Origin of the sequence: Nocardioides ungokensis, assembly GCF_013466985.1 — a bacterium.
Taxonomy (GTDB): domain Bacteria; phylum Actinomycetota; class Actinomycetes; order Propionibacteriales; family Nocardioidaceae; genus Nocardioides; species Nocardioides ungokensis.
On sequence record NZ_CP059164.1, the window covers coordinates 1,058,306 to 1,082,918 of the forward strand.

28 protein-coding genes and 1 pseudogene are annotated in these 24,613 nt (G+C 72.9%); 17 read left to right on the forward strand and 12 right to left on the reverse strand.

Features of this window, described 5'->3' with window-relative positions:
- Positions 1-149 precede the first annotated feature (149 nt).
- A pseudogene (locus H0S67_RS05280) lies at positions 150-2,951 on the reverse strand (bifunctional acetate--CoA ligase family protein/GNAT family N-acetyltransferase); the annotation flags it as partial.
- Here H0S67_RS05280 and H0S67_RS05285 point away from each other — a divergent pair.
- Positions 2,857-3,483 carry a CBS domain-containing protein gene (locus H0S67_RS05285; RefSeq protein WP_180935728.1) on the forward strand — a complete coding sequence of 209 codons (627 nt, stop codon included), beginning with the start codon at positions 2,857-2,859 and terminating at the stop codon, positions 3,481-3,483. The pseudogene H0S67_RS05280 and the gene H0S67_RS05285 sit on opposite strands and share 95 nt — an antisense overlap.
- On the opposite strand, the gene H0S67_RS05290 is transcribed toward H0S67_RS05285, so the two are convergent.
- Complete coding sequence (locus H0S67_RS05290; RefSeq protein WP_180935729.1) at positions 3,480-3,920, reverse strand: pyridoxamine 5'-phosphate oxidase family protein; 441 nt, start codon at positions 3,918-3,920, stop codon at positions 3,480-3,482. The genes H0S67_RS05285 and H0S67_RS05290 overlap by 4 nt on opposite strands.
- A gap of 204 nt (positions 3,921-4,124) precedes the next feature.
- On the opposite strand from H0S67_RS05290, the gene H0S67_RS05295 reads away from it, so the two are divergent.
- A complete protein-coding gene (locus tag H0S67_RS05295; protein ID WP_180935730.1) occupies positions 4,125-5,066 on the forward strand; it encodes a universal stress protein in 942 nt (313 codons plus the stop codon).
- Positions 5,067-5,102: 36 nt separating this feature from the next.
- Here H0S67_RS05295 and H0S67_RS05300 read toward each other — a convergent pair whose 3' ends face one another.
- Positions 5,103-5,558, reverse strand: coding sequence for a CBS domain-containing protein (locus tag H0S67_RS05300; RefSeq protein WP_180935731.1), 456 nt, complete (start codon positions 5,556-5,558; stop codon positions 5,103-5,105).
- A 46-nt stretch (positions 5,559-5,604) separates the two neighbouring features.
- Complete coding sequence (locus H0S67_RS05305; RefSeq protein ID WP_246355147.1) at positions 5,605-6,033, reverse strand: YchJ family protein; 429 nt, start codon at positions 6,031-6,033, stop codon at positions 5,605-5,607.
- A 153-nt stretch (positions 6,034-6,186) separates the two neighbouring features.
- On the opposite strand from H0S67_RS05305, the gene H0S67_RS05310 reads away from it, so the two are divergent.
- Both H0S67_RS05310 and H0S67_RS05315 read left to right on the forward strand, forming a co-directional pair.
- On the forward strand, positions 6,187-7,509 hold the full coding sequence (locus H0S67_RS05310) for a magnesium chelatase ATPase subunit I (RefSeq protein ID WP_180936774.1): 1,323 nt from the start codon (positions 6,187-6,189) through the stop codon (positions 7,507-7,509).
- Positions 7,502-9,538, forward strand: a complete 2,037-nt coding sequence (locus tag H0S67_RS05315) for a vWA domain-containing protein (protein ID WP_180935732.1) — start codon at positions 7,502-7,504, stop codon at positions 9,536-9,538. Before H0S67_RS05310 ends, H0S67_RS05315 begins: the two co-directional genes overlap by 8 nt.
- A 63-nt stretch (positions 9,539-9,601) precedes the next feature.
- Here the strand turns inward: H0S67_RS05315 and H0S67_RS05320 are convergent, their stop codons facing one another.
- On the reverse strand, positions 9,602-10,468 hold the full coding sequence (locus H0S67_RS05320) for an ABC transporter substrate-binding protein (protein ID WP_246355148.1): 867 nt from the start codon (positions 10,466-10,468) through the stop codon (positions 9,602-9,604).
- 79 nt (positions 10,469-10,547) lie between these two features.
- Between H0S67_RS05320 and H0S67_RS05325 the strand changes: the two genes are divergently transcribed.
- From H0S67_RS05325 to H0S67_RS05350, 7 genes are read left to right on the forward strand one after another with little or no spacing between them, the layout of a single operon-like run.
- The gene (locus tag H0S67_RS05325; protein WP_180935733.1) at positions 10,548-11,327 is read left to right on the forward strand and encodes a sulfite exporter TauE/SafE family protein; all 780 of its coding nucleotides are present in this window, start codon (positions 10,548-10,550) and stop codon (positions 11,325-11,327) included.
- A 29-nt stretch (positions 11,328-11,356) separates the two neighbouring features.
- The gene (locus H0S67_RS05330) at positions 11,357-11,986 is read left to right on the forward strand and encodes a YigZ family protein (protein ID WP_180935734.1); all 630 of its coding nucleotides are present in this window, start codon (positions 11,357-11,359) and stop codon (positions 11,984-11,986) included.
- A 24-nt stretch (positions 11,987-12,010) separates the two neighbouring features.
- On the forward strand, positions 12,011-12,514 hold the full coding sequence (locus H0S67_RS24530) for a pyridoxamine 5'-phosphate oxidase family protein (RefSeq protein ID WP_246355149.1): 504 nt from the start codon (positions 12,011-12,013) through the stop codon (positions 12,512-12,514).
- Positions 12,480-13,148, forward strand: a complete 669-nt coding sequence (locus H0S67_RS05335; protein WP_246355331.1) for a VOC family protein — start codon at positions 12,480-12,482, stop codon at positions 13,146-13,148. Before H0S67_RS24530 ends, H0S67_RS05335 begins: the two co-directional genes overlap by 35 nt.
- A 46-nt stretch (positions 13,149-13,194) precedes the next feature.
- Positions 13,195-13,728 (forward strand): DinB family protein, encoded by a 534-nt coding sequence (locus H0S67_RS05340; protein WP_180935736.1) that lies wholly within the window; start codon positions 13,195-13,197, stop codon positions 13,726-13,728.
- An 8-nt stretch (positions 13,729-13,736) separates the two neighbouring features.
- Positions 13,737-14,249 (forward strand): GNAT family N-acetyltransferase, encoded by a 513-nt coding sequence (locus H0S67_RS05345; RefSeq protein ID WP_180935737.1) that lies wholly within the window; start codon positions 13,737-13,739, stop codon positions 14,247-14,249.
- Between the two features lie 34 nt (positions 14,250-14,283).
- Entirely contained in the window at positions 14,284-15,540 is a 1,257-nt protein-coding gene (locus tag H0S67_RS05350) for an MFS transporter (protein WP_219635488.1), read from the forward strand.
- Here the strand turns inward: H0S67_RS05350 and H0S67_RS05355 are convergent.
- The 4 genes from H0S67_RS05355 to H0S67_RS05370 form a co-directional block, all read right to left on the reverse strand.
- Positions 15,449-16,801, reverse strand: coding sequence for an ABC1 kinase family protein (locus H0S67_RS05355; RefSeq protein ID WP_180935738.1), 1,353 nt, complete (start codon positions 16,799-16,801; stop codon positions 15,449-15,451). The genes H0S67_RS05350 and H0S67_RS05355 overlap by 92 nt on opposite strands.
- Before the next feature lie 65 nt (positions 16,802-16,866).
- A complete protein-coding gene (locus tag H0S67_RS05360) occupies positions 16,867-17,691 on the reverse strand; it encodes an ABC transporter permease (protein ID WP_246355150.1) in 825 nt (274 codons plus the stop codon).
- A gap of 36 nt (positions 17,692-17,727) precedes the next feature.
- The gene (locus H0S67_RS05365; RefSeq protein WP_246355151.1) at positions 17,728-18,498 is read right to left on the reverse strand and encodes an ABC transporter ATP-binding protein; all 771 of its coding nucleotides are present in this window, start codon (positions 18,496-18,498) and stop codon (positions 17,728-17,730) included.
- 710 nt (positions 18,499-19,208) lie between these two features.
- Positions 19,209-19,811, reverse strand: coding sequence for a hypothetical protein (locus tag H0S67_RS05370; RefSeq protein ID WP_180935739.1), 603 nt, complete (start codon positions 19,809-19,811; stop codon positions 19,209-19,211).
- Between the two features lie 79 nt (positions 19,812-19,890).
- Here H0S67_RS05370 and H0S67_RS05375 point away from each other — a divergent pair, with 79 nt between their 5' ends.
- From H0S67_RS05375 to H0S67_RS05380, 3 genes are read left to right on the forward strand one after another with little or no spacing between them, the layout of a single operon-like run.
- Positions 19,891-20,547 carry a response regulator transcription factor gene (locus H0S67_RS05375; RefSeq protein ID WP_180935740.1) on the forward strand — a complete coding sequence of 219 codons (657 nt, stop codon included), beginning with the start codon at positions 19,891-19,893 and terminating at the stop codon, positions 20,545-20,547.
- Complete coding sequence (locus H0S67_RS23160; RefSeq protein WP_219635489.1) at positions 20,544-20,804, forward strand: hypothetical protein; 261 nt, start codon at positions 20,544-20,546, stop codon at positions 20,802-20,804. The genes H0S67_RS05375 and H0S67_RS23160 overlap by 4 nt, the downstream gene beginning before the upstream one ends.
- A complete protein-coding gene (locus H0S67_RS05380; RefSeq protein ID WP_219635490.1) occupies positions 20,801-21,919 on the forward strand; it encodes a sensor histidine kinase in 1,119 nt (372 codons plus the stop codon). The genes H0S67_RS23160 and H0S67_RS05380 overlap by 4 nt, the downstream gene beginning before the upstream one ends.
- Positions 21,920-21,976: 57 nt before the next feature.
- Here H0S67_RS05380 and H0S67_RS05385 read toward each other — a convergent pair whose 3' ends face one another.
- The gene (locus tag H0S67_RS05385) at positions 21,977-22,216 is read right to left on the reverse strand and encodes a YciI family protein (RefSeq protein ID WP_180935741.1); all 240 of its coding nucleotides are present in this window, start codon (positions 22,214-22,216) and stop codon (positions 21,977-21,979) included.
- A 116-nt stretch (positions 22,217-22,332) separates the two neighbouring features.
- On the opposite strand from H0S67_RS05385, the gene H0S67_RS05390 reads away from it, so the two are divergent.
- Positions 22,333-22,695 (forward strand): PH domain-containing protein, encoded by a 363-nt coding sequence (locus H0S67_RS05390; RefSeq protein ID WP_180935742.1) that lies wholly within the window; start codon positions 22,333-22,335, stop codon positions 22,693-22,695.
- Between the two features lie 37 nt (positions 22,696-22,732).
- Here H0S67_RS05390 and H0S67_RS05395 read toward each other — a convergent pair whose 3' ends face one another.
- Both H0S67_RS05395 and H0S67_RS05400 read right to left on the reverse strand, forming a co-directional pair.
- Positions 22,733-23,170 (reverse strand): VOC family protein, encoded by a 438-nt coding sequence (locus tag H0S67_RS05395; protein ID WP_180935743.1) that lies wholly within the window; start codon positions 23,168-23,170, stop codon positions 22,733-22,735.
- 78 nt (positions 23,171-23,248) lie between these two features.
- Positions 23,249-23,503, reverse strand: a complete 255-nt coding sequence (locus H0S67_RS05400) for a hypothetical protein (protein WP_180935744.1) — start codon at positions 23,501-23,503, stop codon at positions 23,249-23,251.
- 248 nt (positions 23,504-23,751) lie between these two features.
- On the opposite strand from H0S67_RS05400, the gene H0S67_RS05405 reads away from it, so the two are divergent.
- Positions 23,752-24,210 carry a hypothetical protein gene (locus H0S67_RS05405; RefSeq protein ID WP_180935745.1) on the forward strand — a complete coding sequence of 153 codons (459 nt, stop codon included), beginning with the start codon at positions 23,752-23,754 and terminating at the stop codon, positions 24,208-24,210.
- 55 nt (positions 24,211-24,265) lie between these two features.
- The gene (locus H0S67_RS05410; RefSeq protein ID WP_180935746.1) at positions 24,266-24,472 is read left to right on the forward strand and encodes a hypothetical protein; all 207 of its coding nucleotides are present in this window, start codon (positions 24,266-24,268) and stop codon (positions 24,470-24,472) included.
- Positions 24,473-24,613 lie beyond the last annotated feature (141 nt).

Consider the following 24,613-nt stretch of genomic DNA (forward strand, 5'->3'; position numbering starts at 1 on the left):
CTGTCGCGGGATGCCGGCGTTGACGGGGAGCCCGGAGGCCACCCGGACCTTGATGTCGACGAGGACGCAGTCCTCGGGCGTGACCACGACCGGGTTGAGGTCGAGCTCCGCGACCTGCGGGACGTCGGTCGCCAGCGCGCCAGCGCACCGAGCGAGACCACGATCCCGGCGAGGGCGTCGACGTCACCGCGGTGCGAGCCCCGGTAGCCCTCGAGCAGAGGCCAGATCCGCAGCGACCGCAGCGCCCGGGTCGCGTCGGCCCGGCTGATGGGCGGCACCAGGAAGGCCCGGTCGTTCCACAGGTCGGTCGCGACACCACCGGCGGCGACCATCACCATCGGGCCGAAGCCGGGGTCCCGGACGACCCCGAGCGCCACCTCGACACCGGAGACCACCGGCTGCACGAGCACGGGCACCTCGTCGTGGCCGAGCTCCTCCTCGAACGCGCGCACCGAGCTCAGCACCTCCATCCCGGACTGCAGGCCGACCCGGACCAGCCCGCGGTCGGTCTTGTGGACCACGTGCTGGTCGGCGACCTTGACCGCGACCGGGAAGCCGATGTGGGCAGCCGCGGCCGACGCCGCGAGGGGGCTGTGGACCAGGGCCCCGACGGGGACCAGGCCGTAGGGGGACAGGAGGTCTGTGATCTGCTCGACGTCGAGCCAGCCACCGTCCTCCGCGGTCTCGGACACCAGCTCCTCGGCGATCCGGCGCGCCTCGGCGGCCACGTCCTCGTCGGTGGCAGGGGGTCCTCGTGGGGGACCCGCAGCCATGCGGCGTACGCACTGGCCCTGCCGAGCGAGCGGATCGCGGCGGCCGCGGAGCGGAGCACGGTGATCCCCGGCAGGTCCTCGCGCCGGGCGTCCAGCCCTCCCATCGGGACCAGGACCAGGGGGGTGCCCGGGCTCCACGCGGCACCGGGCCAGCGCCTCGAGCACCGGTGCCGGGTCGGTCACGTTGGTGCGGACGAGGATCACGAGCACCGCGTCCACCTCGCCCGAGTCGAGCAGGGCTGCGGTGATCGCCGCGAGGTCGGACCCGGCCGCGCCCGCGCCGGCATCGACGGGGTTGCTGGTCCCCGCGGTGCCGGTGACGTGCCGGGCGATCTGCTCGCGCAGCGTCGGGGAGAGCTCGGGCACGACGAGGCCGCCGCTGTCGGCCTCGTCCGCCGCGAGGACACCGAGGCCGCCGGCGTTGCTCACGATCGCGACGCGCGGACCGGCGGGCAGCGCCTGCTCGGTCAGCAGCAGGGCGGTGTCGGCCATCTCCTCGGCACTGCGGCACCCGATGACGCCGGCCTGCGCGAAGAGCGCGTCGACACCCACGCCGGGCGTGGTGGCCGCGGCGGTGTGCGACGCGCCGGCCCGCCGGCCGCCGGCCGAGCGGCCGCCCACGACCGCCAGGAGCGGCTTGCGCTCGGCGAAGCGGCGGGCGACGCGGGCGAACTTGGCGGCGTTGCCGAAGGACTCGAGGTAGAGCGCGGCGGCGCCGACCCGCGGGTCGTCCCGCCACGCGGCGAGCAGGTCGTTGCCCGAGACGTCCGCCTTGTTGCCCAGGGACACGAAGCAACCCACGCCGAGGCCCAGGTCGCGGGCCACGTCGATGAGGACGATGCCCACCCCGCCGGACTGCGAGGCGATCGCTAGCCCTCCGCTGGGCGGCACGAACGGGCTGAACGTCGCGTTGAGCCGCACGTCGGGGTGGTTGGACATCAGCCCGAGGCAGTTGGGGCCGACCAGTCGCATGCTGTGGTCGCGTGCGATCCGCAGCATCTCGCGCTGGATGTCCTTGCCGACCCCGCCGAGCTCCTCGAAGCCCGAGGAGATCACCACGGCCGACGAGGCGCCGGCGGTCGCCGCGTCGCGGATGGTGTCCAGCACCCGCTCGGCCGGGACCGCGACCACCACCAGGTCGAGGTGGAAGGGCACGTCGGTCAGGCGTGGGTACGCCGTGACCCCGTCGACCGCCTCCGCCTGCGGGTGCACGACGCAGAGCCGGCCGGTGAACCCCCCGGAGCCGATCGAGTCGAGCACCGCGGCGCCGACACCGGTTCCGTCCCGGCGGACCCCGGTGACCGCGACGCTGCCGGGGTAGAGCAGGGGGGCCAGTGACCGCGCCTCGGAGAGGAACTCCCGCTCGTCGGCGGCAGCGACTGCGCGCGCGGAGGCGGTGGTGCCCATCTCGACGTGGACGGTGCCCTCCTCGGTCTCACGTGAGATCTCGAAGCCGGCGTCGAGGAAGACCCTGAGCATCCGGGTGTTCTCCGCGAGCACCTCGGCGACGAAGCGACGTACGCCCTGGTCCCGAGCCGCGGCCGCGAGGTGCTCGAGCAGCAGGCTGCCGACGCCGCGGCCGCGCAGCGAGTCGGCGACCATGAAGGCCACCTCGGCCGCGTCGGGGACGCGCTCGGCGGTCGCGAGGGCGACCACGCGGTCGTGCACCGTCGCGACGAGGCTCGCCATCGTGTCAGCACCGCCGCCCTCGAAGAGGTGCGCGACGTAGTCGCGCCCGGCGCGACGGCTGGTCGCGAAGAACCGCAGGCGCAGGCTGGCCGCTGAGGCCTCGTCGTGCAGCGCCTCGAGGCCGGGCCGGTCAGCGGGCCGGACCTCGCGGATGACGGCCACCGTGCCGTCGGCGAGCAGGACGTCGGCGGCGGGCATGCCGCCCGGCACGCGCGTACCGGGGGGCGCGGGTAGGGCGACCATGCGGTGATCCTCCGTGTCGCGGGCTCCACGACCACAGGGCCAATGTGCCTCGGGGCAAGGCCGTCGGGCCCTGCCCGGGCGGGGGGCTGCGGAGTGTGCTGGAGCAAGGGCAGCACCGGAGCACGGGTGGGGCACGGATCGAGGAGGACCGATGTTGGTGCGCGAGCTGATGAGCACTCCCGCTGTGACCGTCCGACCCGATGCCAGCGTCAAGGAGGCGGCCCGGCAGCTGACCGAGCACGGCATCACCGCGATGCCGGTCGTGGACCGGGCCGGTGCCCTCGTCGGCGTCATCAGCGAGGCCGACGTCATCCGGGACGCCGTGCTGCCCGACCAGCGTGCCCACGAGCGCCCCGTCTACCTCACGGACGGCCCCTACGGGACCCGGGTGCGCGACGTGATGAGCCACTTCCCGCTGAGCGTCCGCACCGACGCCGACCTGGCCGCCGCCGCCGAGCTGATGACCGGGACCGCGGTCAAGAGCCTGCCCGTCGTCGAGCGCGGGGTCGTGGTGGGGATGGTCAGCCGTCGCGACATCGTGGCGGTGCTGGCCCGCAGCGACCAGCGCATCGAGGGCGAGGTCGACGAGCTGCTGCGCTCGGCCGGGCTCGACGTGTCGGTCGAGGTGGTCGACGGCGTCGTCGTGCTCGACGGCCCCGAGGAGACCCACCAGCAGGAGATGGCCCGCGTGCTGGTCGGCACCGTGCAGGGCGTGGTCGGGATCCGCTTCGGGCGGCGGCCCGCGTCCCGCGGCCACGGTGGAGCTTCGGGCGGCTAGACCGTCCGGCGCACCGGCATCGTGCTCAGCAGGTCCCAGCCGGCTCCGACCCGGCGTCCGGACAGCTCGGTCCAGCGCAGCCTCAGGTAGAGCGTGCGCGAGCCACCTGCCCAGGGCCGTGGCGGCCACACCTCGCGGATGTGGTCCATCTCGTCGATGTCGGTGACGAAGTCACCGCGTCCGCGCGCCACGACGCTCCAGCCCCGCTGGTTCTCGTAGTCGAACTGGTCGACCTCGAAGGCCAGGGTGGTGTCTCGCCCGTAGCTGCCGAGCAGGCTGTACGGCGAGGTGCGGACCACGATCGCCTCGTCGACCACCGAGTAGTTCACCGGGATGATGTGCGGACCGGTGGGTGTGGCGATGGCGATCCGACCGGCCACGCCGGCGCGCAGCAGCCGCTCGCACTCGTCGTGGTCGAGATCGATGATGTCCTGCACCGCGAGATTCCCTTCGGTCGTGGCCCCTTGGCCTCCATCGTCCGGGGGCGCCGAGGGAGCGGTCAGGGTCGATGGTCCCGACGTCCGGGCCCGTTGCGCCCTGCCCCGGCGTACCCGCCGCGGGACACGGTGGACAAGGCCGGAGTGTCCGGCTGCCCGGACGGGCGCCTGTCCGGAGGGACGACTGCACGGAGCGTGACGTCCATGGAGAGCACCCACGCCGCCGGCGCTCATCACGTCAAGGTTCCCGCCGGCACCGTGGTCGTCGGCGTGGACGGCTCGAGGTCCGCCGACCAGGCCCTCGACTGGGCGGCCGAAGAGGCGTCGCTGGAGCACCGTCCCCTGACGCTGGTGCACGCGCTCGGTCCGCTGGGGACCAGCGGGACCGCCTGGCTCGACCAGGCCGGGGTCAACCAGCGCGACATCCTCGACGCGATGCGCGCCGACGGCCAGTCCTTGCTCGACACCGCCCGCGTCCGGGTGGCCCGGAAGGCACCCGACGTGGAGGTCCACGAGGTGCTGCGCCTCGTCGACCCGCGCGAGGCGCTGCTGGACCTGTCGCACGAGGCGGCCGCACTCGTGCTGGGGTCGCGGGGTCGCGGCCCGGTCCGCAGCCTCGTGCTCGGCTCGGTCAGCGTGGGGGTCTCGCGGCACGCGTCCTGCCCGGTGGTCATCCTGCGCCCGCACAACCAGGGGGTCGTGCGTCGAGGTGTGCTGGTGGGGGCCGACGGCACCGAGCGGTCGCGGGCGTCGCTGGAGTTCGCCTACCGCCAGGCCTCGCTGCGTCGGCTGCCCCTGACCGTCATGCACTGCTTCTGGGACGCCCAGGGGGCGACGTCGGGCGCCCACACGATCCCGGACTCCGCCGAGGGGTACGACGACCAGCGGCTGCTGCTGGCCGAGTCGGTCAGCGGGATGACCGAGAAGTTCCCCGACGTGCACGTGCACACCGAGCTGGCCCGCGGCCTCGCCGACGACTGCCTGGTCCGCGCCTCGGCGAGGATGGAGCTGGTGGTGGTGGGCTTCCACCACTCCGGCACCGTCTCGGGCCTGGTCTACGGCTCGGTGGCGTCGACCGTCCTGGAGCACGCCTCCTGCGTCGTGGCCGTGGTGCCCGAGCCCGAGCGGGCACGCGAGCCCGCCTGAGCCTTGATCCACGCTGCCCGGCGTACTCGCCGGGGGTCAGGGTCGGCCGCCGCCACGCAGGTGCTGCCCGGCCACCATCGCGACGATGTCGGACCAGGTGACGACGCCGATCACCCGGCCGTCGTCGTCCACGACGGGCAGCGCGTCGACGAGCTCGCACACCATCAGGGCGGCGGCCTCGCGCACCGGGGCGGCATGGTGGACGCGGGGCTGCCCGTGCGCGACGTGGTCGGCGACGCGGTGGTGGCGCGAGCCGGTGGTCCCGAGCGCGGCGAGGACGTGCTCCGCGGACAGGAGGCCGCGGCAGGTCCGGTCGGGGTCCACGACGAGGAGGTGGCGCAGCGCGGTCCGCAGGAACGCGTCCAGCGCGACCGAGAGGTCGGCGTCGGAGCGGATCGCCACGATCCGGCGCGACATGATGTCGGCGACGAGGGTCTCCCGGGGCTCCGCGTGCGGCTCCGGCTCCGCCGAGGGGTGCAGCTGTTCCACCACAGGCACAGGGTGTGGCCCCGCGGCGCGCACCCGGCAGAGGAGAAGGTCACCTCGGGCCAGGTCGCCCCGGGGGCAGGTCCTCCGCCCGGCCGTCGACGTAGACCCAACGGCCCGCTCGACGCTCGAAGGTGCTGGTCTCGTGGAGGACGCCCGGGCCGCGCGGCGTCTCGTAGTGGGCCTCGAACTCGACCGTGCCGTGCGCGTCGCCGGGGCCGCCCGCCTCGGTGCGCAGGACCATCAGCCGGACCCAGGCCAGGGCGGGGTCGCCCGTGAGGTCGTCGGGTCGGGTGCGGGGGTGCCAGGTGCGGAAGACGTGGTCGAGGTGGCCCAGCGCGTAGGCCGCGTAGCGGGAGCGCATCAGCTCCTCGGCGGTCGTGGCCTGCTCGGCACAGCGGTGCAGGCGACCGCAGCACGCGTCGTACGCCTCCCCGCTGCCGCAGGGGCAGGACTGCTGGAGCGGTTGCTGCAGGGGCACCCGGGCACCGTAACGCGCGTGTCACCCGCGTGGTTGTCCGCGTGGTTGTCGAAGTGGCCCTGTTGTCCGCGTGAGTAGCGTCGATGTCGTGACCTCAGCTCCACGACCTCCACCGTCGGCGAACTCAAGGCGTCCGGGCACCAGCAGAAGACGCTGCGCCACGAGATCCGCGACAACCTCCTGGCAGCACTGCGGGAGGGGCGTGATCCATGGCCGGGCCTGCACGGCTTCGAGGACACCGTGATCCCGCAGCTCGAGCGTGCACTCATCGCCGGGCACGACGTGGTGCTGCTCGGCGAGCGCGGCCAGGGCAAGACCCGGCTGCTGCGCACCCTCGTCGGGCTGCTGGACGAGTGGACCCCGGTCATCGAGGGCAGCGAGCTCGGCGAGCACCCCTTCGAGCCGGTCACCCACGCCTCGCAGCGCCGGGCCCGGGAGCTCGGCGACGCGCTGCCCGTCGCCTGGCGGCACCGCGACGAGAGGTACGCCGAGAAGCTCGCGACCCCCGACACCTCGGTGGCCGACCTGATCGGCGACGTCGACCCGATGAAGGTGGCCGAGGGGCGCTCGCTGGGTGACCCCGAGACGATCCACTTCGGCCTGATCCCACGCAGCCACCGCGGCATCGTGGCGATCAACGAGCTGCCCGACCTCGCGGAGCGGATCCAGGTGGCGATGCTCAACGTGATGGAGGAGCGCGACATCCAGATCCGCGGCTACGTGCTGCGGCTGCCGCTGGACGTCCTGGTCGTCGCCAGCGCCAACCCCGAGGACTACACCAACCGGGGCCGGATCATCACGCCGCTCAAGGACCGGTTCGGCGCCGAGATCCGCACCCACTACCCGACCGAGCTCGACGACGAGGTCGCGGTCATCCGGCAGGAGGCGACCCTGGTCGCCGACGTCCCGGACCACCTCGTGGAGGTCCTCGCCCGCTTCACCCGGGCGCTGCGCGAGTCCAGCGCGGTCGACCAGCGTTCCGGCGTCTCGGCGCGGTTCGCGATCGCCGGCGCCGAGACGATCGCCGCCGCCGCGCTGCACCGCGCCACCTCGCAGGGCGAGGACGTGGCCGTGGCGCGGCCGGTCGACCTCGAGACCGCGGTGGAGGTGCTCGGCGGCAAGATCGAGTTCGAGACGGGCGAGGAGGGCCGCGAGCGGGAGATCCTCGAGCACCTGCTGCGCACCGCGACGGCCGAGACCGTGCGGGGGCACTTCCGGGGCCTCGACTTCGCGGTGCTCGTCAGCGCGATCGAGAACGGCTCCATGGTCACCACCGGTGAGCAGGTCGCGGCGCGGGACTTCCTCACCGGGCTGCCGGTGCTGGGGGAGTCCGAGCTCTACGACGACATCTGCGACCGCCTCGGTGCGACCAACGACGGGCAGCGGGCCGGGGCCATCGAGCTGGCCCTCGAGGGCCTCTACCTGGCCCGCAAGGTCAGCAAGGAGACCGGAGGCGGGGAGACGGTCTATGGCTAGACACGTGCACCGCTCCCGCTACGGCCGGTACGACGGCGGGCCGGACCCGCTCGCGCCGCCGGTCGACCTCGCCGAGGCGCTGGACGCGATCGGTGAGGACGTGATGGCCGGCTACTCCCCGGAGCGCGCCATGCGGGAGTTCCTGCGTCGGGGCGGGCGCGACCAGACCGGGCTCGACGACCTGGCCCGCCGGGTGGCGGAGCGGCGTCGCGAGCTGCTGCAGCGGCACAACCTCGACGGCACCCTGGAGGAGGTCCGCGAGCTCCTCGAGCGGGCCCTGCTCGAGGAGCGCAAGCAGCTGGCCCGCGACATCGACATGGACGACGCGGACCGGGCGTTCCGCGAGATGCAGCTGGAGAACCTCCCCTCCTCGACCGCGGCCGCCGTCAGCGAGCTGTCGGACTACGACTGGTCCTCGCGTCAGGCCCGCGAGGACTACGAGCGGATCAAGGACCTGCTCGGGCGGGAGATGCTCGACCAGCGCTTCGCCGGCATGAAGCAGGCTCTCGAGAACGCCACCGACGAGGACCGCGCCGCCATCAACGAGATGCTGGGCGACCTCAACGAGCTCCTGGACAAGCACCGCCGCGGCGTGGACACCCAGGAGGACTTCGAGCAGTTCATGGACAAGCACGGGGACTTCTTCCCCGAGCGCCCCCGCAACGTCGAGGAGCTGCTCGACTCCCTGGCCCAGCGGGCGGCGGCCGCCCAGCGGATGCGCAACTCGATGACCCAGGAGCAGCGCGACGAGCTCGACGCGCTCGCGGCCCAGGCCTTCGGCTCGCCCGAGCTGATGCAGTCGCTGGGGGAGCTCGACGCCAACCTCCAGGCGCTGCGGCCGGGCGAGGACTGGGGCGGCTCGGAGCGCATGGACGGGCAGGAGGGGCTGGGCCTCGGCGACGGGACCGGCGTCTTCCAGGACCTCGCCGACCTCGACGACCTCTCCGAGCAGCTCTCGCAGTCCTACGGCGGTGCCCGGATGGACGACCTCGACCTCGACAAGCTCGCGCGCCAGCTCGGGGACGACGCCGCGGTGGACGCACGCACCCTCCAGCAGCTCGAGCAGGCGCTGCGCGACACCGGTTACATGAAGCGCGGCTCCGACGGGCAGCTGCGGCTGAGCCCCAAGGCGATGCGCCAGCTCGGCAAGGCGCTGCTGCGCGACGTGGCACAGCGCATGAGCGGCCGCCAGGGCCAGCGCGACCTGCGCCACGCGGGCGCGGCGGGGGAGCTGTCCGGGGCGACGCGGGAGTGGGCGTTCGGCGACACCGAGCCGTGGGACGTCACCCGGACGGTGACCAACGCCGTACGCCGTACCGTCGCCGAGGGGCGCGACGCCCGGGGAGGGGTGCGGCTGGAGATCGGTGACGTCGAGGTCACCGAGACCGAGGCCCGCACCCAGGCCGCGGTGGCGCTGCTGGTCGACACGTCGTTCTCGATGGCGATGGACGGTCGGTGGGTGCCGATGAAGCGCACCGCACTGGCGCTGCACACGCTGATCCGCTCGCGCTTCCGCGGCGACCACCTCCAGCTGATCGGCTTCGGCCGGCACGCGGAGGTCATGGAGATCGAGCAGCTCACCGCGCTGGACGCGATGTGGGACAAGGGCACCAACCTCCACCACGCCCTGCTGCTCGCCAACCGGCACTTCCGCAAGCACCCCAACGCCCAGCCGGTGCTGCTGATCGTCACCGACGGCGAGCCGACCTCCCACCTCGAGCCGGACGGCGAGGTCTACTTCTCCTACCCGCCGCACCCGCTGACGGTGGCCTACGCCGTCAAGGAGCTCGACAACTCGGGCCGTCTCGGCGCGCAGACGACGTTCTTCCGCCTCGGCGAGGACCCGGGTCTCGCCCGCTTCATCGACTCCATGGCGAAGCGGGTCGACGGGCGCGTCGTCGCCCCCGAGCTCGACGACCTCGGTGCGGCCGTGGTCGGCTCCTACCTCGGCTCGCGTGCCCGCGGCTCGGGGCTGGGCGGCGGCTACGACGACTGGTTCGGCGGCCGCGGCTTCTGGGTCGGCGACTGACCGCTTGTTGAGTTGGGCTTCGTTCGGCTGCCAGTTGGGCCTGGTTCCGGACTCCGGCCCGACTCACGACCGAATCAGGCCCAGCTCAACGGTGCAGGATCGCGGCCAGCTCCTCGACGCCGTCGACCAGACGGGTGCCGGGTCGTGCCCAGGCGGCGTTGGCGTCGACGGGATGCACGGGGACGCCCGGCGGCAGCACGCCGGAGGCCACCAGCTCGTCGGCCAGGACCGTGGCCCCCGCCAGGTTGTAGCCGCACGGCGCCACGACGACGACCTCGGGCGACGCCGCGTGCACGGCCTCCCAGGTGACCCGCTCGGACTTCGCACCGGCCTTCCCGAGCAGCGGCTCACCCCCGCGGCCTCGATCATCTCGGGCACCCAGTGACCGGGCGCGAACGGCGGGTCGGTCCACTCCAGGAGCATCACCCGCGGGCGGGGCCGGCCGGCGACGCGTCGGCGTACGCCGTCCAGCCGGGCGCACAGCGAGTCGACCAGGGCCGCCGCCTCGGCCTCGTGGCCGGTCGCCCGGCCGAGGGTCCGGATCGAGGCGTGCACCTCGTCGATCGTGTGCGGGTCGATGGTGAGCACCTCGGCGGTGCAGCCGAGGTGGGCCAGCGCGTCGTCGACCACCGACACGTCGACGGCGCAGACGGCGCACAGGTCCTGGGTCACCACCAGATCGGCGTCCAGGCCCGCCAGCGCGCCCTCGTCGAGGTGGTAGAGGTCCTCGCCACGCGCCATCGCCGAGGTCACGAAGGAGTCGATCTCCGACGGCGTCAGCCCCTCGGGCATCGCCGAGGTCGACACGATGCTCCGGCTGCGCGCCTCGGCCGGGTGGTCGCACTCGAACGTCACCCCCACGACGTCCGGCCCGGCTCCGATCGCGAACAGGATCTCGGTGGTCGAGGGCAACAAGGAGACGATCCGCACCCCCTCACCCTAGGAGTCGTGCGGTCCAGCGTGCGCCCGGGCGCACCCTCACCCGCACGACGCCTCATAGGATCGCGCGGTGGCCGACCCGACGCTGAGCGTGACCCTGCTGCTCGGGCTGGCGGCTCTGGCGGCCGGGTTCGTGGACGCGGTCGTCGGCGGGGGCGGGCTCATCCAGCTGCCCGCTGTCCTGCTCGGCCTGCCCGGCGCGTCACCGGTGCAGGTGCTGGCGACCAACAAGCTGGCGTCGATCTGCGGCACCACGATGAGCAGCGCGACGTACTACCGGCGGGTCCGTCCGGACCCGCGGACGTTCGGCCCGCTGATGCTGCTGGCGTTCACCGGCTCGGTCCTCGGGGCGCTGGTCGCCTCGCACATCCCGAGCTCGGCGTTCGACCCCATCGTGCTGGTGGCGCTCGTGGTCGTGGGCGCCTACGTGCTCTTCCGGCCCACGCTCGGCGAGGCGACCGCGCTGCGGTTCTCGGGGCACCGGCACACGCTGGCGGCGATGCTCACCGGCCTCGGGGTCGGCTTCTACGACGGCGCGCTCGGCCCCGGAACGGGCAGCTTCTTCGTGTTCACCCTCGTCGGCCTGCTCGGCTACAGCTTCCTGGAGGCGTCGGCCAAGGCCCGCCTCGCCAACTGGGCCACCAACGCCGCGGCCCTGTGCGTCTTCATCCCGCAGGGAGCGGTGCTGTGGAAGATCGGCCTGGTCATGGGGCTGTGCAACCTCGCCGGCGGCTACGTCGGAGCGCGTACGGCGGTCTCCCGCGGCACCCGCTTCGTCCGGATCTTCTTCATCCTGGTCGTCTCGGCGTTCATCGTCCGGATCGGCGGCGACCTGGTGGGACTCTGGTGAGGACCTGGTGAGGACCTGGTGAGGACCTGGTGACGGACTCCTACCTGATCGTCGCGCGCGACGGCGAGGTCGAGATCGAGGTCAAGCGGTCCCGGTTCCTGTGCACGATCGCCCGGGTCGAGGACGAGGCTGCCGCCCGCGCGGTCGTGGACCGGCTGCGCAAGCAGCACTGGGACGCGCGGCACCACTGCTCTGCGTTCGTCCTCGGCCCGGACGGCACGGTGGAGCGCTCCAGCGACGACGGCGAGCCCGCCGGGACCGCCGGGGCCCCGATGCTGGAGGTGCTGCGCGGCCGCGAGGTGAGCGACGTGGTCGCGGTGGTGACCCGGTGGTTCGGGGGCACGCTGCTCGGCGCCGGCGGGCTGGTCCGGGCCTACGGAGACGCGGTCCGCGCCGGCCTCGACGCCACGGGCACGCTGCGGCGCGACCTCGTGCGCGAGCTGACCCTCGAGGTCGGGCACGCCGATGCCGGCCGGGTCGAGAGCGAGCTGCGTGCCCGCGGGGTGGCCGTCCTCGACACGGCGTACGCCGCCACCGTGACGCTGCTCCTGGGCACGCCCCCGGCCGAGGTCGACCGCCTCCACGCCCTGGTCGCGGAGCTGACCGGCGGCACCGCGACCGCCGTGCCGGCGGGGGAGCGCTGGGTCGACCGGACCTGACGATCCGGGCGTAGCCTCGGCACCATGAGCATCCCTGTCGACGTGGCCGACCTGGCGAAGGCGCTGACCGACTTCGGCGCGGGCTACCTGCTGACCTCCTCGGCCGAGGGCCGGGTGAAGGCGGTCACCGTCGAGCCTGGTGTCGAGGACGGGGTGGTGGTCGTGCCCGGACCCGGCAAGGGGTCCACGGCCAACATCGCCGTCAACCCCGACGTCACGCTGCTCTTCCCTCCGCGTGAGCACCACGGCTTCACCCTGCTCGTCGACGGCACGGCCACCGTCGAGGGCGGCCCCGACGGCACGGCACGGATCACGCCGGCCACGGCGGTCCTGCACCGGCCCGCCTCCCACGCCGACGGGCCGGGGCGGGCGCCTGCGGGCAGGACTGCCGCTCGATCGACGGATGACGGCGTCCACAGCGCGGTTCTGGATCAGCGCGTTCCTCGACCTCGCACCCGAGGAGCACGAGCGCGCCGTGGCCTTCTGGCAGGGAGTGACCGGTTACGACCTGTCGCCCCCGCGTGGTGAGCACGACGAGCTCGCGACGCTGGTGCCGCCGGTGGGCGATGACTTCCTGCGCGTTCAGCGCCTCGGCGACGGCCCCTCCCGGATCCACCTCGACCTGCACGTGGACGACCCGGCCGGCGCTGCCGTCGGCGCGGAGCGGTTGGGCGCGCGTGTCGTGGCCCGCCCCGAGCAGGGGTACGTCGTGCTCGAGTCCCCGGGCGGGCTCACCTTCTGCTTCGTCCGAGAGCGCTCCTCGAGCCGCCCCCGGCCGTTGACGTGGCCGGGCGGGCACAGCTCCTACGTCGACCAGGTCTGCCTCGACATCCCCTCGTCGCTGCACGAGGCGGAGTGCTCGTTCTGGGAGGCGCTGACCGGCCTGCCGCGGGTCGACCGGATCCGCACCGACGAGTTCTCCCGGCTGACCGGGGAGGACCGTGGCGCCCTCCAGATCCTGCTGCAGCGTCTCGACGAGGACCACGGCCGCGTGCGCGCGCACCTCGACCTCGCCACGACCGACCGGGCCGCCGAGACGGCTCGCCACCGGGAGCTCGGCGCCCGGGTCCTCGCGGACTTCGAGCGCGGCTGGACCGTGCTCGCCGCACCTGCCGGTGCGGCGTACTGCATCACCGACCGGCGTCCCGACCTCGCGCCGTGAACCAACTCGGTGGCCCGGGGCGGCGAGTCACCCCTAGCGTGGCCGCATGACGACCGTGCCAGCTGCTCCCGACCGCGTCGACCCGCCCCTGGCGAGCGGCGAGCGGGCCACCCTCGTCGGGTTCCTCGACTACCACCGGGACACCCTGCGGGCGAAGACCGCCGGGCTCGACGCCGAGCAGCTGGCCGCCACCCTGGCCCCGTCGACCATGACGCTCGGGGGGATGCTCAAGCACCTGGCGTTCGTCGAGCACTGGTGGTTCGAGTGCGTCTTCCTCGGCCGGGAGTACGCCGAGCCGTGGGCCTCGGTGGACTGGAAGGCCGACGCCGACTGGGACTGGCACAGCGCCGTGAACGACACTCCGGAGGAGCTTCGGGCCATGCTCGACCGGGCGTGCGCGGCGTCCGACGCGGTGGTGGCCGGGGCCGCGGACCTCGGTGCGCTGTCCCAGCGCGCCGGCCGCACGGGCGACCGGTTCAGCCTGCGCTGGATCCTGGCCCACATGGTCGAGGAGTACGCCCGCCACAACGGCCACGCCGACCTGATCCGCGAGTCGATCGACGGGGAGACCGGCGAGTGAACACCCGAGTGAGCGACCCGCGCATCCGCGTCGCCAGTGACGAGGACTGGCCCGCGATCTGGCCGTTCTTCGACGCCACCGTGCAGGCCGGCGAGACCTACGCCTTTCCCACGGACCTCACCATCGAGACCGGGCGGGGCTGGTGGATGGAGCGCCCACCCGGCGAGACCGTCGTCCTGGAGGAGGAGCTGCCCGAGGAGGGCTCGAGGATCCTCGGCAGCGCCAAGATGGGTCCCAACCGGCCGGCCCACGGCGACCACATCGGCACCGCGTCGTTCATGGTCGCGCCGGAGGCACGTGGCCGGGGCGTGGGGCGAGCGCTGGGCGAGCACGTGGTGCAGTGGCACCGTGACCACGGCTTCCGCGGCATCCAGTTCAACGCGGTGGTCGAGACCAACACCGCCGCCGTCCAGCTCTGGCGGTCGCTGGGCTTCGAGATCGTCGGCACGGTCCCCGGAGCCTTCCGCTCACCCACGCACGGGTACGTCGGGCTGCACGTGATGTTCCTGCCGCTGGTCTGACCGGGCGTCCCCGGGATGTGGTGGAATCCCGCTCGTGAACCTCGGGGACGTGCCACGACCGGTGTGGGTGCTGGCCGCAGGGCGGTTCGTCGGCTCGATGAGCTCGTTCCTGATGCTCTTCCTGACCCTCTACCTCACCGGCCCGCGGGACCTGTCGGTGCCGGTGGCCGGTGTCATCGCGGGCGGCTACGGCGTCGGCATGCTGGTCGGCAACTTCACCGGTGGCCGCTGGGGCGACCGGTTCGGCCACCGCCGCGCCATGGTCGCCTGCTCGACGGTGTCCGGCCTGGGGATCGCCGCCGTGCCGTGGCTGCCCGTCCCGGTGCTCGCGGTAGCGCTCCCGCTGCTGGCCTACCTCGCCGCCACAGCCTCCGTCTCGACCGGCGCCCTGTCGGCGCTCGCCGTCCAGCGCGGCGACCGGCGGACGTCGGTGGCGATCAGCCGGGCCGCGTCCAACGCCGGCTTCGTCATCGGCCCGCCGCTGGGCGCCCTGATCGTGGCCCACAGCTACGACGCGCTGTTCGTGGTCGACGGGCTGATGACGCTGGCGGTGCGGTTCGCGGTCGCGCCGATGCTGCCGCGCGACGAGCCACACGTGATGCGCGACCCGGGGGCGCCGAGCCTGTGGCGGGCGCTGCGGGCCGACCGGGCGCTGATGGCGCTGCTCCCGGCGGTGGTGCTGGTCGACATCGTCTACCGCCAGCTCTACACGACCGTCCCGATCCACCTGCGCGACGCGGGCCAGCCGGTCGCGCTCTACACCGCGTTGATCGCGGTCGGGTCGGGGCTCATCCTGGCGCTGGAGATCCCGCTGGCCCTCCGGCTGCGCAGCTTCTCGTCGTACCCGATCATCGCCACCGGCTACGCGCTCGTCGGCGTCGGCTTCGCGATGTTCGGGCTGCCCGTCTCTGCCGCGACCGCGGTCCTGGCCATGGTGGTGCTGACCGCGGGAGAGATCCTCTACAAGACGACCGCGACCGCGCACGTGCTGGACGCCGCGCCCGACCACCTCGTGGGGCAGTACCAGGGCCTCTACACGGGCGCGGCCACCAGCGGCACCATGCTCGCGGCGCCGCTCGGGACGGCGGTCTACGCGGCCGCCCCCGGCTTCCTGTGGCCGCTGTGCGGGGTGGCCGCGATGGCCGCTGCCGCCGGCGTGCTCGCCTCCGGTCGTCGTCCGGACCGCAGGCCCGTGACGGTCAGTCCGCAGCCGGCTGTGCAGGGTCGGCGAAGCCCGGAAGGTACTCCTCCAGGATCGCCCGGAACGGCGCCTCCGCCTCGAGCTGGCTGAGCAGCCCGACGCCGCCGAGCCAGGTGCGGTGGATGAGCAGGTACGCCGGGGGCAGGTTCAGCTTCATCGCCACCGTGTACGACGGCTCGCGGGGGTCGTTGATCCGCGCGAACTGGGCGCGCATCCACTCCCGGGAGAACCGGAAGCGCTCGACGCGCATCGGCTCCACGAACGGGCCGAGGTACTCCAGCAGCAGGTCGGGGTCGACCTTCATGTTGTCCTTGATGAACCCCTCGCGGCGCAGCCCCTCGACCAGCTCGTCCTTCTCCTCGATCGAGGCGATCCGGATCAGCCTGCCCATCGCCTCGGGCAGGCCCTGGGCGGGGAGCCGGGCCACGGCGCCGAAGTCGAGGACGCCGAGCTGCCCGGGCTCGCCGGAGGGGCCGGGGATGATCCGGAAGTTCCCGGGGTGCGGGTCGGCGTGCAGCATCCCGGTGCGCGCAGGACCGGAGAAGAGGAAGCGCACCAGCAGCTCGCCGTAGTGGTCCCGCTCCTCCTGGGTGCCCTCGGCGATGATCGTCGCCAGCGACGCCGGGCTCTCGAGCCACTCGGTGACCAGCACCGTCTTGCCGACCGACACCACGGCGGGCACGACGATGTCGGGGTCGTCGGCGAAGGCCTCGTGGAAGGCCGTCTGCGCCTCCGCCTCGAGGTGGTAGTCCAGCTCGTCCTCGGCGCGGGCCTGGAGCTCGGCCACGAGCGGCTTGATCTCGACCCCCGGCACCAGGGTGCCGATGGTCCGGGCCAGCCGGGCGAGCTGGCGCAGGTCGGAGCGCAGCGCCTCGCCGGCGCCCGGGTACTGCACCTTGACGGCGACCTCGCGGCCGTCGTGCCACCGCCCCTTGTGCACCTGCCCGATCGATGCGGCGGCGGCCGGGCCGCCGTCGAGCCAGACCAGCTGCTCGCGCCAGTCGGACCCCAGGTCGCGTTCGAGGATGTCGCGCACGGTCTGGGTCGGCATCGGCGGGGCCGAGTCCTGGAGCCGGGTCAGCTGGTCGCGGTAGGGCCCGGCGACCTCGTCGGGCAGCGCCGCCTCGAGCACCGAGAGCGCCTGGCCGAACTTCATCGCGCCGCCCTTGAGCTCGCCGAGGGTGCGGAAGAGCTGCTCGGCGGTCCGCTGCTGGATGTCGGTCATCACCGCCTCGGCGGGCTTGCCGCCGAGGCGCTTGCCGAGTCCGAGCGCGTTGCGCCCGGCGTACCCCAGCGGCAGGGCCGCCAGGCGTGCCGTGCGTCGGGCTGCGTTCCGAGGAAGGTCGCTCACCCACCCATTGTCCGTTACGGATGGTGATCGCGCCCGGGGTGGCGCCCGGAGGCGGCCGGAGCGAGCTAGCTGGTCACGTCCTTGCCGGCGAATCGTGCCCACGCGGCGAGGAAGAAGATGACCGCGTATGCCGCGGCGACGTAGAGGCCGTGCGCGACGCCGTTCCAGATGATCGGGTCTCGGAACAGGTCGCCGAAGGCGGGCCAGTTGTGGGTGATCAGGTAGGGGTGGATCCAGTCCACCTGGGGGATCGAGTCCAGGATGAAGCTGGCGGTGCTGAACACCACGAGCGCGATGGTGGCGGCGATGGGCTGCTCGGTGAGCGTGGAGATGAACAGCCCCACCGCGCCGAGAGAGGCCATGCCGCAGGCGAGGTACGCCGTGGCCAGCGCGACCCGCGCAACCCCCTCGGCGAATCCGACCTGGGTGCCCGACAGCAGGGTCATGCTCCCGCCGCCGAAGAGCAGCAGGCCCATCAGGACGCCGGTGACCGCGACCGTGAAGGTGGCGACGAACGCCCCGATCGTGATGGCGGCGTACTTCACCGCCAGCAGGCGGAGCCGGGAGACGGGCACGGTGAGCAGGTAGCGCAGCGTGCCGAGGTTGGCCTCTCCGGCCACCGCGTCACCCGCGAACACCGCGACGGCCAGCGGCAGGAAGAGGCCCATCTCGATGGTCAGCGCCGCCAGGGCCACGAAGAGGCCGTTGTCGGTGATCGACCGGAAGAAGTCGGGCGCGTCGCGGCCCGGCCGGGAGGCCTGGCTCCTGACCGCGATCGAGATGAACACCGGCACCGCGGCGAGGACCACGAGGCCCGCGAGGTTGCGCCGGCGACGGAACATCAGCCGCAGCTCGGAGAGCAGGAACCGCGGCCCTGGTCGTCCTGGCACCGGCGGCCCGGCCGCGCCTCCGGTCGGACGGTCGCCTCAGCCGCTGACATCGAAGCCCTCCCCGGTGAGTGAGACGAAGATGTCCTCCAGCGTGGGGGAGTCCACCGCGAAGCCGGTGACCGAGAGGCCTCGGTGCACGCACGCCGACACGACCTTCTCGGGCGCCACGCCGGCGAGCCGGCCGATGGCACGGGAGCGGACCACGTGGACGTCCAGCAGCCCGAGCTCGCGCATGATCGCCGCGGCCTCGGCGGGCTGGTCGGTGTCGATGCGGGCCTCGCTCTCGCGGTCCCCGCGCAGCTCGGCAGCCGTGCCCTGGGCGACCAGGCGGCCCACGTGCATGACCCCGATGTGGGTGCAGACCTGCTCGACCTCGGAGAGCAGGTGGCTGGAGACCAGCACCGTCGTGCCGTCGTCGGCCAGCGAGGCGATGAGGCTGCGCACCTCGCGAGTGCCCTGCGGGTCGAGCCCGTTGGTGGGCTCGTCGAGGACCATCAGGTCCTTGGGCGTCAGCAGGGCGGCGGCGATGGCCAGCCGCTGGCACATCCCGAGCGAGTAGGCGCGGTAGCGCTTCCCGGCTGCGGCCAGCAGCCCGACCCGGTCGAGCGCCTCGTCGACGCGTCGCCTCGCCGTGCTCGATCGCGTCGTACGGTCCGCAGCGTCCAGCCGGAGCAGGTTGTCGCGGCCCGAGAGGTAGGGGTGGAACGCCGGCCCCTCGACCAGCGCACCCACCCGCGGCAGGGCGTCGCCGGCTCGCTCCGGGATCGGGGAGCCGAGCAGCTCGACGCTGCCGCTGGTCGGGGTCACCAGCCGAGCAGCATCCGGATGGTGGTGGTCTTGCCGGAGCCGTTCGGCCCGAGGAACCCGTAGACGGCGCCCGCGGGACGGCCAGGTCGATGGCGTCGACGGCCGTCTGGTGGCCGAACCGCTTGGTCAGCCCCCGGGTGGCGGACCGCGGTGCCGCTCACAGCCCCGCTCACAGCCCGCTCACGGGGCCGACAGGGCGTCGTAGAGGCTGGCGGCCGGCACGGCCCCCGATGGCGAGCCTGCCGTCGTCGGTCAGCACGGCCGAGAAACGCCGTGCCCTCCAGCAGGTGGCCGCTGCCCCAGGAGCCGGACACCCTCGGCAGCGTCTTCAGGGTCGAGGACAGGGTGCCGAGCGACCCGCTCTGCGACGACGAGCCGGACGTGTCGCCGGGCACGGACGCGACCAGGACCGAGCTTCCAGCCGGTGCGACGACGTGGGCCTTCTGCCCCCCTGGGCCGGGGCGCTGCCGGCGCCCTGGTCGCCACTGCCCTGGCCGCTCCCGGTGGGCGCGGCGTGCTCGGTGACCGTGGCGCCGGGCGGCGGGTTGAAGCCGAAGACCGACGACGCGGGGGTGCTGGGGTCGAACGAGGTGAAGCCCACCTCGAACGCGGGGGGGACGAGGCGCCCTTCGCGAACACCTGGACCCGCGTCGGGATGTGGGTGGCTCCGTCGATCGCGATCCGCACGGAGCCGACGAGGGTTGTTCTGGTCACGAGCGTGAGCACCAGCTGTACGCGGTACCGTCGTCCGCCACCACGGCGCTGGAGTCCGTGCTGACCGCGGTTGTCGGGTCGATCGCCTTGAGCGCCTTGTCCGCTGCCTGCTGGGGCGTCATCGCCGCCCCCGGGCTCGGGGTGCCGGTGTCGGGGTGGCTGCCCGCGTCCGCCGGCAGGGTCATGTGGTTGACGGTGTTGTTCTTGCTCGACCACGCCCACAGGTCGGTGCCGTTGCGGACCAGGTCGGACTCGCCGAACTGGCCGAGCAGCGCGAGCCGGACGTGCTGGGGCCCGGCGTACCAGACCCGCATGGTGTGGGACCCGGACACCAGGGAGGAGAACTCCGAGCTGCTGTTGCCGGCGACGCCGGGCAGCGCCGGCAACCCGAGGTCGCTGGTCTGGACGATCGTGCCGGAGAGGCCGTCGAGCCGGGCCTGCTGGACGTCGACGAGGAGCTGGGCCGCGCTCCGCGGGGGCAGGGACTCGCGCGCGGTCGCGGTGAGTGAGTTGACGATCGACCCGGCGGTGGTCAGCAGGGCGACCGCCGCCAGGGGAGCGAGCCACCGCAGCGCGGGGCGACGAGCGAACACGGTCATGTGGCCATGGTGCCTCGCGGGTCCTGTGAAACGGCTGAGAACCTGTGGCCGCTCACAGCGCGCGTGCCAGCATGTGGTCATGCGGCTGCTGGTGGTCGAGGACGAGGCGCGGCTGGCGCACGCCCTGCGGCGCGGGCTGGTGGCCGAGGGCTTCGCCGTCGACGTGGCCGGCGACGGCGCCGCGGGCCTGGAGGCCGCCCGGGACGCCGACTACGACGCCGTGCTCCTCGACGTGATGCTGCCGAGGATGTCCGGGTACGACGTGGTGCGCAGCCTCCGGGCGGAGGAGAACTGGGTCCCGATCATGATGATCTCGGCCAAGGACGGCCCGCACGACCAGGCGGACGGCCTGGACTGCGGCGCCGACGACTACCTGACCAAGCCCTTCTCGTACGTCGTGCTGCTGGCCCGGCTGCGCGCGCTGCTCCGCCGCCACCACGAGTCGCGCCCCCCGGTCCTGGTCCACGGCGACGTCCGGCTGGACCCGGCCACGCGCGAGGTCACGTTGGCCGGCGCGCCGGTGGCGCTGACGCCGAGGGAGTACTCCCTGCTGGACTGCTTCCTGCGCCACCCCGACCGCGTGCTGACCAAGACCGAGCTTCTCGACCGGGTGTGGGACGTGCACGTGCAGGGGGACCCGAACGCCGTGGAGGTCTACGTCGGCTACCTGCGGCGCAAGCTGGGCACGGGGCTCATCGAGACCGTGCGCGGCGCGGGCTACCGCCTCGGTCGATGAGGCAGCCGTGGCGTCGCTGGACGCTGCGCACCCGGCTGCTGCTGATCGGGCTGCTCGGGCTCGCGCTGGCGCAGGCGATCGGCAGCGTCGCCCTCTACACGGCCCTGTCAGTCGCCAACCAGCGTGCCGTCGACGCCGACGCGCACGCCACCGCCGCCGCGGTCGCCGAGCTGGTGAGCTCCGGACGCCTGCCCGCCACGGTCCCGGTGACCGGCACAGAGATGGTCCAGGTCGTCGACTCGGGGGCCGGGTCGTGAGCGCCTCGCCCGGCGCCGACCGGTTGACGCCGATCCTCGAGCGGCACGAGCTGGCAGGTGCGCTCGCGCACCCGGTCTCGGTGCCCGGCTCGCGGCTGGGCGTCTCCTCCGAGCTGCGGGTCACTGCGACCCGGGTCGGCACCGGCGACCGGCACACGGTCATCGTGGCGGAGCCGATCGCCGACCTCACCCGCAGCCAGGACACGCTGCTGCGCACCCTGCTGATCAGCTACCCGCTGGTGCTGGCGCTGCTCGGGCTGATCGCCTGGCGGGTCATCGGTGCGGCCCTGCGGCCCGTCGAGGAGCTGCGCTCGGCGGCCGAGCGGATCTCGGGCTCGGGTCGCGACGACCGGCTGCCGGTGCCGGCCTCGCGCGACGAGATCCATGCGCTCGCGGTGACGCTGAACTCGATGCTCGACCGGCTGGGGGCGGCGCGCGAGCGTGAGCAGGACCTCGTCGCCGACGTCGCCCACGAGCTGCGCAGCCCGCTCGCCTCGATGCGCCTGCAGACCGACGTGGCCCGGCGGCTGGGGGAGGGCGGCGAGCTGGTCGACGGCGTGGACGCCGAGGTCTCGCGGATGTCGAGCCTGGTCGACGACCTGCTGCTGCTCGCGCGGCTGGACGCGCACGGACCCGCGGGCACCCCGGCCGAGGCGGTGGACGTCGGCCGCGCACTGGCCGAGGTGGCCGAGTCCCACGTCGGCCCCGGCCCGCGATTCACAGTCGAGAGCTCGCCCGGGCCCGCGCCCGTGGCGTGGACGCGTCCCGACGAGCTGCGCCGGATCCTCGACAACCTCGTCGACAACGCACGGCGCCACGCGACCGCGGAGGTCCGGGTGACCGCGCGATCGGACGACGGGCGCGTGCTGGTGCTGGTCGACGACGATGGGCCGGGCATCCCGGCGGACGACCGCGAGCGCGTCTTCGAGCGGTTCACCCGCCTCGACGACGCCCGTGCCCGCGATGCCGGCGGCTCCGGCCTGGGCCTGGCGATCGTCCGCGAGCTGGCGCGCAGCCGGGGCGGCGACGTACGACTCGGCGAGTCGCCGACCGGAGGCCTGCGCGCCGAGGTGGACCTGCCGGCTGCTCGGGCGATGCCGGTGGACGACGAGTGACCGGCAGGGCCTGAAGAGCGTGCACCTGCGCGCGTAGCTGTGGCTCCGCGGGTCGGGTCAAGCCTGCGACGGGTCTGCCACACCTCTGCTGTGGATGGGGCGGACCTCGAGGCCACCGCCTTGCCTGACGGCCGGATTGGCTGCCGCCGTGGCCAGGGCAGCGTCGAGGTCGGGCGCGTCCAGGATGTAGACGCCGGCCACCACCTGGCGGGAGTCGAGGAAGGGGCCGTCCGTCACCGCATCAGCCCGGACCGCCTTGGCCATGGTCCGCGGAGTGAATGCCCAGGCAGCGGTCATCGTGGCCTCACGGCTGGCGTTGGCGAGCCCGGGACAACCTGGCGTGCGTATCAGACAGGCTCCTGGTGCACGCCATCGACGGCATCGGGGTACGCGCACGGAGATAGAGTTCGAACGTGACCGACACCTACGATGACGGCACCATCGTGTGCGGCCCCGAACGGCTGGAGATCCACTCCTACTACTTCCCGTTCGGCACCAAGAGCGTCCCGTACTCGCAGATCCAGGGTCTCCAGCGCATCGAGATCACCGGCGTGATGTCTGGCAGGTGGCGCCTCTGGGGGACGGGCAACCCGCGGTACTGGGCCAACCTCGACCCGAAGCGACCGAAGAAGAAGGTCGGCTACGTCGTCGACCTCGGACGCCGGGTCAGTCCGATCGTCACTCCGCAGTCGCCCGAGGAGTTCGAGGCCGCCCTCCGCGGCCGCACGAAGCTCGCAGCGCGCAACGCCCGTGAGATGAAGGGGCCGTTCATCTGAAGACCACGGATCCCGACTCCGTGACGTCGATGCGCGGTCAGCTCTTGTTCAGCTCTTCGGCGAACATCACGATGATGCCGCTGGGGCCACGGACATAGGTGAGCTTGTAGATGTCCTCGTAGGTCGCCACGCCGCGCAGCGGGCGGCAGCCGTGCCGCGCGGCGATCTGGAGGGCCTCGTCGATGTCGTCGACCGAGAAGGCGACGCGGTGCATGCCGATCTCGTTGGGCCGGGTGGGCTCGGTCTCGAGTGCGTCCGGGTGGATGTACTCGAACAGCTCGAGGCGACCATGGCCGTCCGGTGTCTGGAGCATGGCGATCCTGGCGTGGTTGCCGTCGAGGCCGACGGCGGTGTCGGTCCACTCTCCGCTGACCGTGTCACGGCCGAGGACGGTCAGTCCCAGGTCGGTGAAGAAGGCGATCGTCGCTTCGAGGTCGCGAACGGCGATCCCGACATTTTCGAGCTTGATGGGCATGCGATGCACGTTATCGAGTCGCGACGATCCGTCCGGCTGTCGCAACCCCGGGTCGTGCAGGAGGAGCCAGACCGGGAGCTACCCCCGGTCTGCCGGCTGGGGTGAACGAACTCGCTGTGCGGCCTCCTTGACGCCGCAGAGCACGGCGCACGCGGCGGAGAAGACCGTGGAAGTCACGGCGACTGCCAGCCAGAGCCCGAGCTCACGGGTGATCGGATGCGGGGCGCCCATCAGCTTCGCTGCGGTGAACCAGGACACCCCAGCAAGTAGTCCCAGCGACCACGCGATGCCCCACAAGCCGTGCGCGCTGATCCCCGGGTCTTCGTCCACCATGGGTGGAACCTAGATCAAGCCGTCAGCGCGCGCCTCGATATCCGCTGGATGTCGGGGCAATTGTCGCGAGGGGGGTCGGCCTCGAGCAGGCAGGCGAGCAGCGTGGCTCCGATGACGCCGACTCGGACCAGAACCGGGGACGACCATCGGCAGGTGTGCAGCGCTCCGGAGCACGTGCAGGAGTTCGGCCGCTGACCGAGTTCGTGGATCCCACCCCACGGCGCGCGATCGCCGACTAGGTTGCTTCGATGTTCGACGTGGGGGCCGATTTTTCGCCTGATCCAGTTGTCACCGAGCGGCACCAGGGCGGCCCCCTGTTCAACCGTTGGGCGGTGATCCTCAGCGCTGCGGTGGTCCTCGGCCTCGTAGCGGCAGTGGGGTTCGTCGCCGGTGCCGATGTGACCGAACGTCGCCACGACCTCGGGGGATGGCACACGGGGGTCGCGCACGTCGGAGCGAACGTCGCCTCGATCGACTACGACGGCTGGGTCTACGGGGCGAGCGACTCGGTCGAGGCGTGGATCGACCGGGACGGTTCGTGGCACGAGTCGGGGTGGCCCAGCTGCCTGCGTGTGCCTCGAGGGAGCGGCCGGCTCGTTGGCGACGTCCCCGTCCGGTTCGCCGCTCACGAGGTCACGGTCGACGACCAGACCTGGCGGCCGATCGTCGCGGTCGACTGCCGCACCAACGGCTCGCGGGCACGCTGACCCACCTCACGAGCGAATCGCCGCACGGGGGACGTTTCTACCTAGACTTCCCGCCGTGCCGAACCGAGCCAGCAGCTGGAACCTTGCCCTGAGCCTTGTGGGCTACGCGCTCTTCATGACCCTCCTGTTGGTGGCGGTCGGGTCCGGTGTGGGCACCGTCGAGCTCACGGTCTGGCTGGGCATCCTCGTGGTCGGGATTCTGCTGATCTTCCGCCGGTACCCAAACGCGCGGGCGGGCATGCAGCACCCCAGTGGGAGTTGAGCGTCCGCCGGGCGACAACCCGAGGTGACATCCGGCCACAAGTACGCACCCTCAGCGGCAGATCCGCGCGCGACGGGTCGCCCCTCGCACTATCGTCACGGTATGACCCGTGCCGTCTGCCTCGTGCTTGCAGTTGCCGCC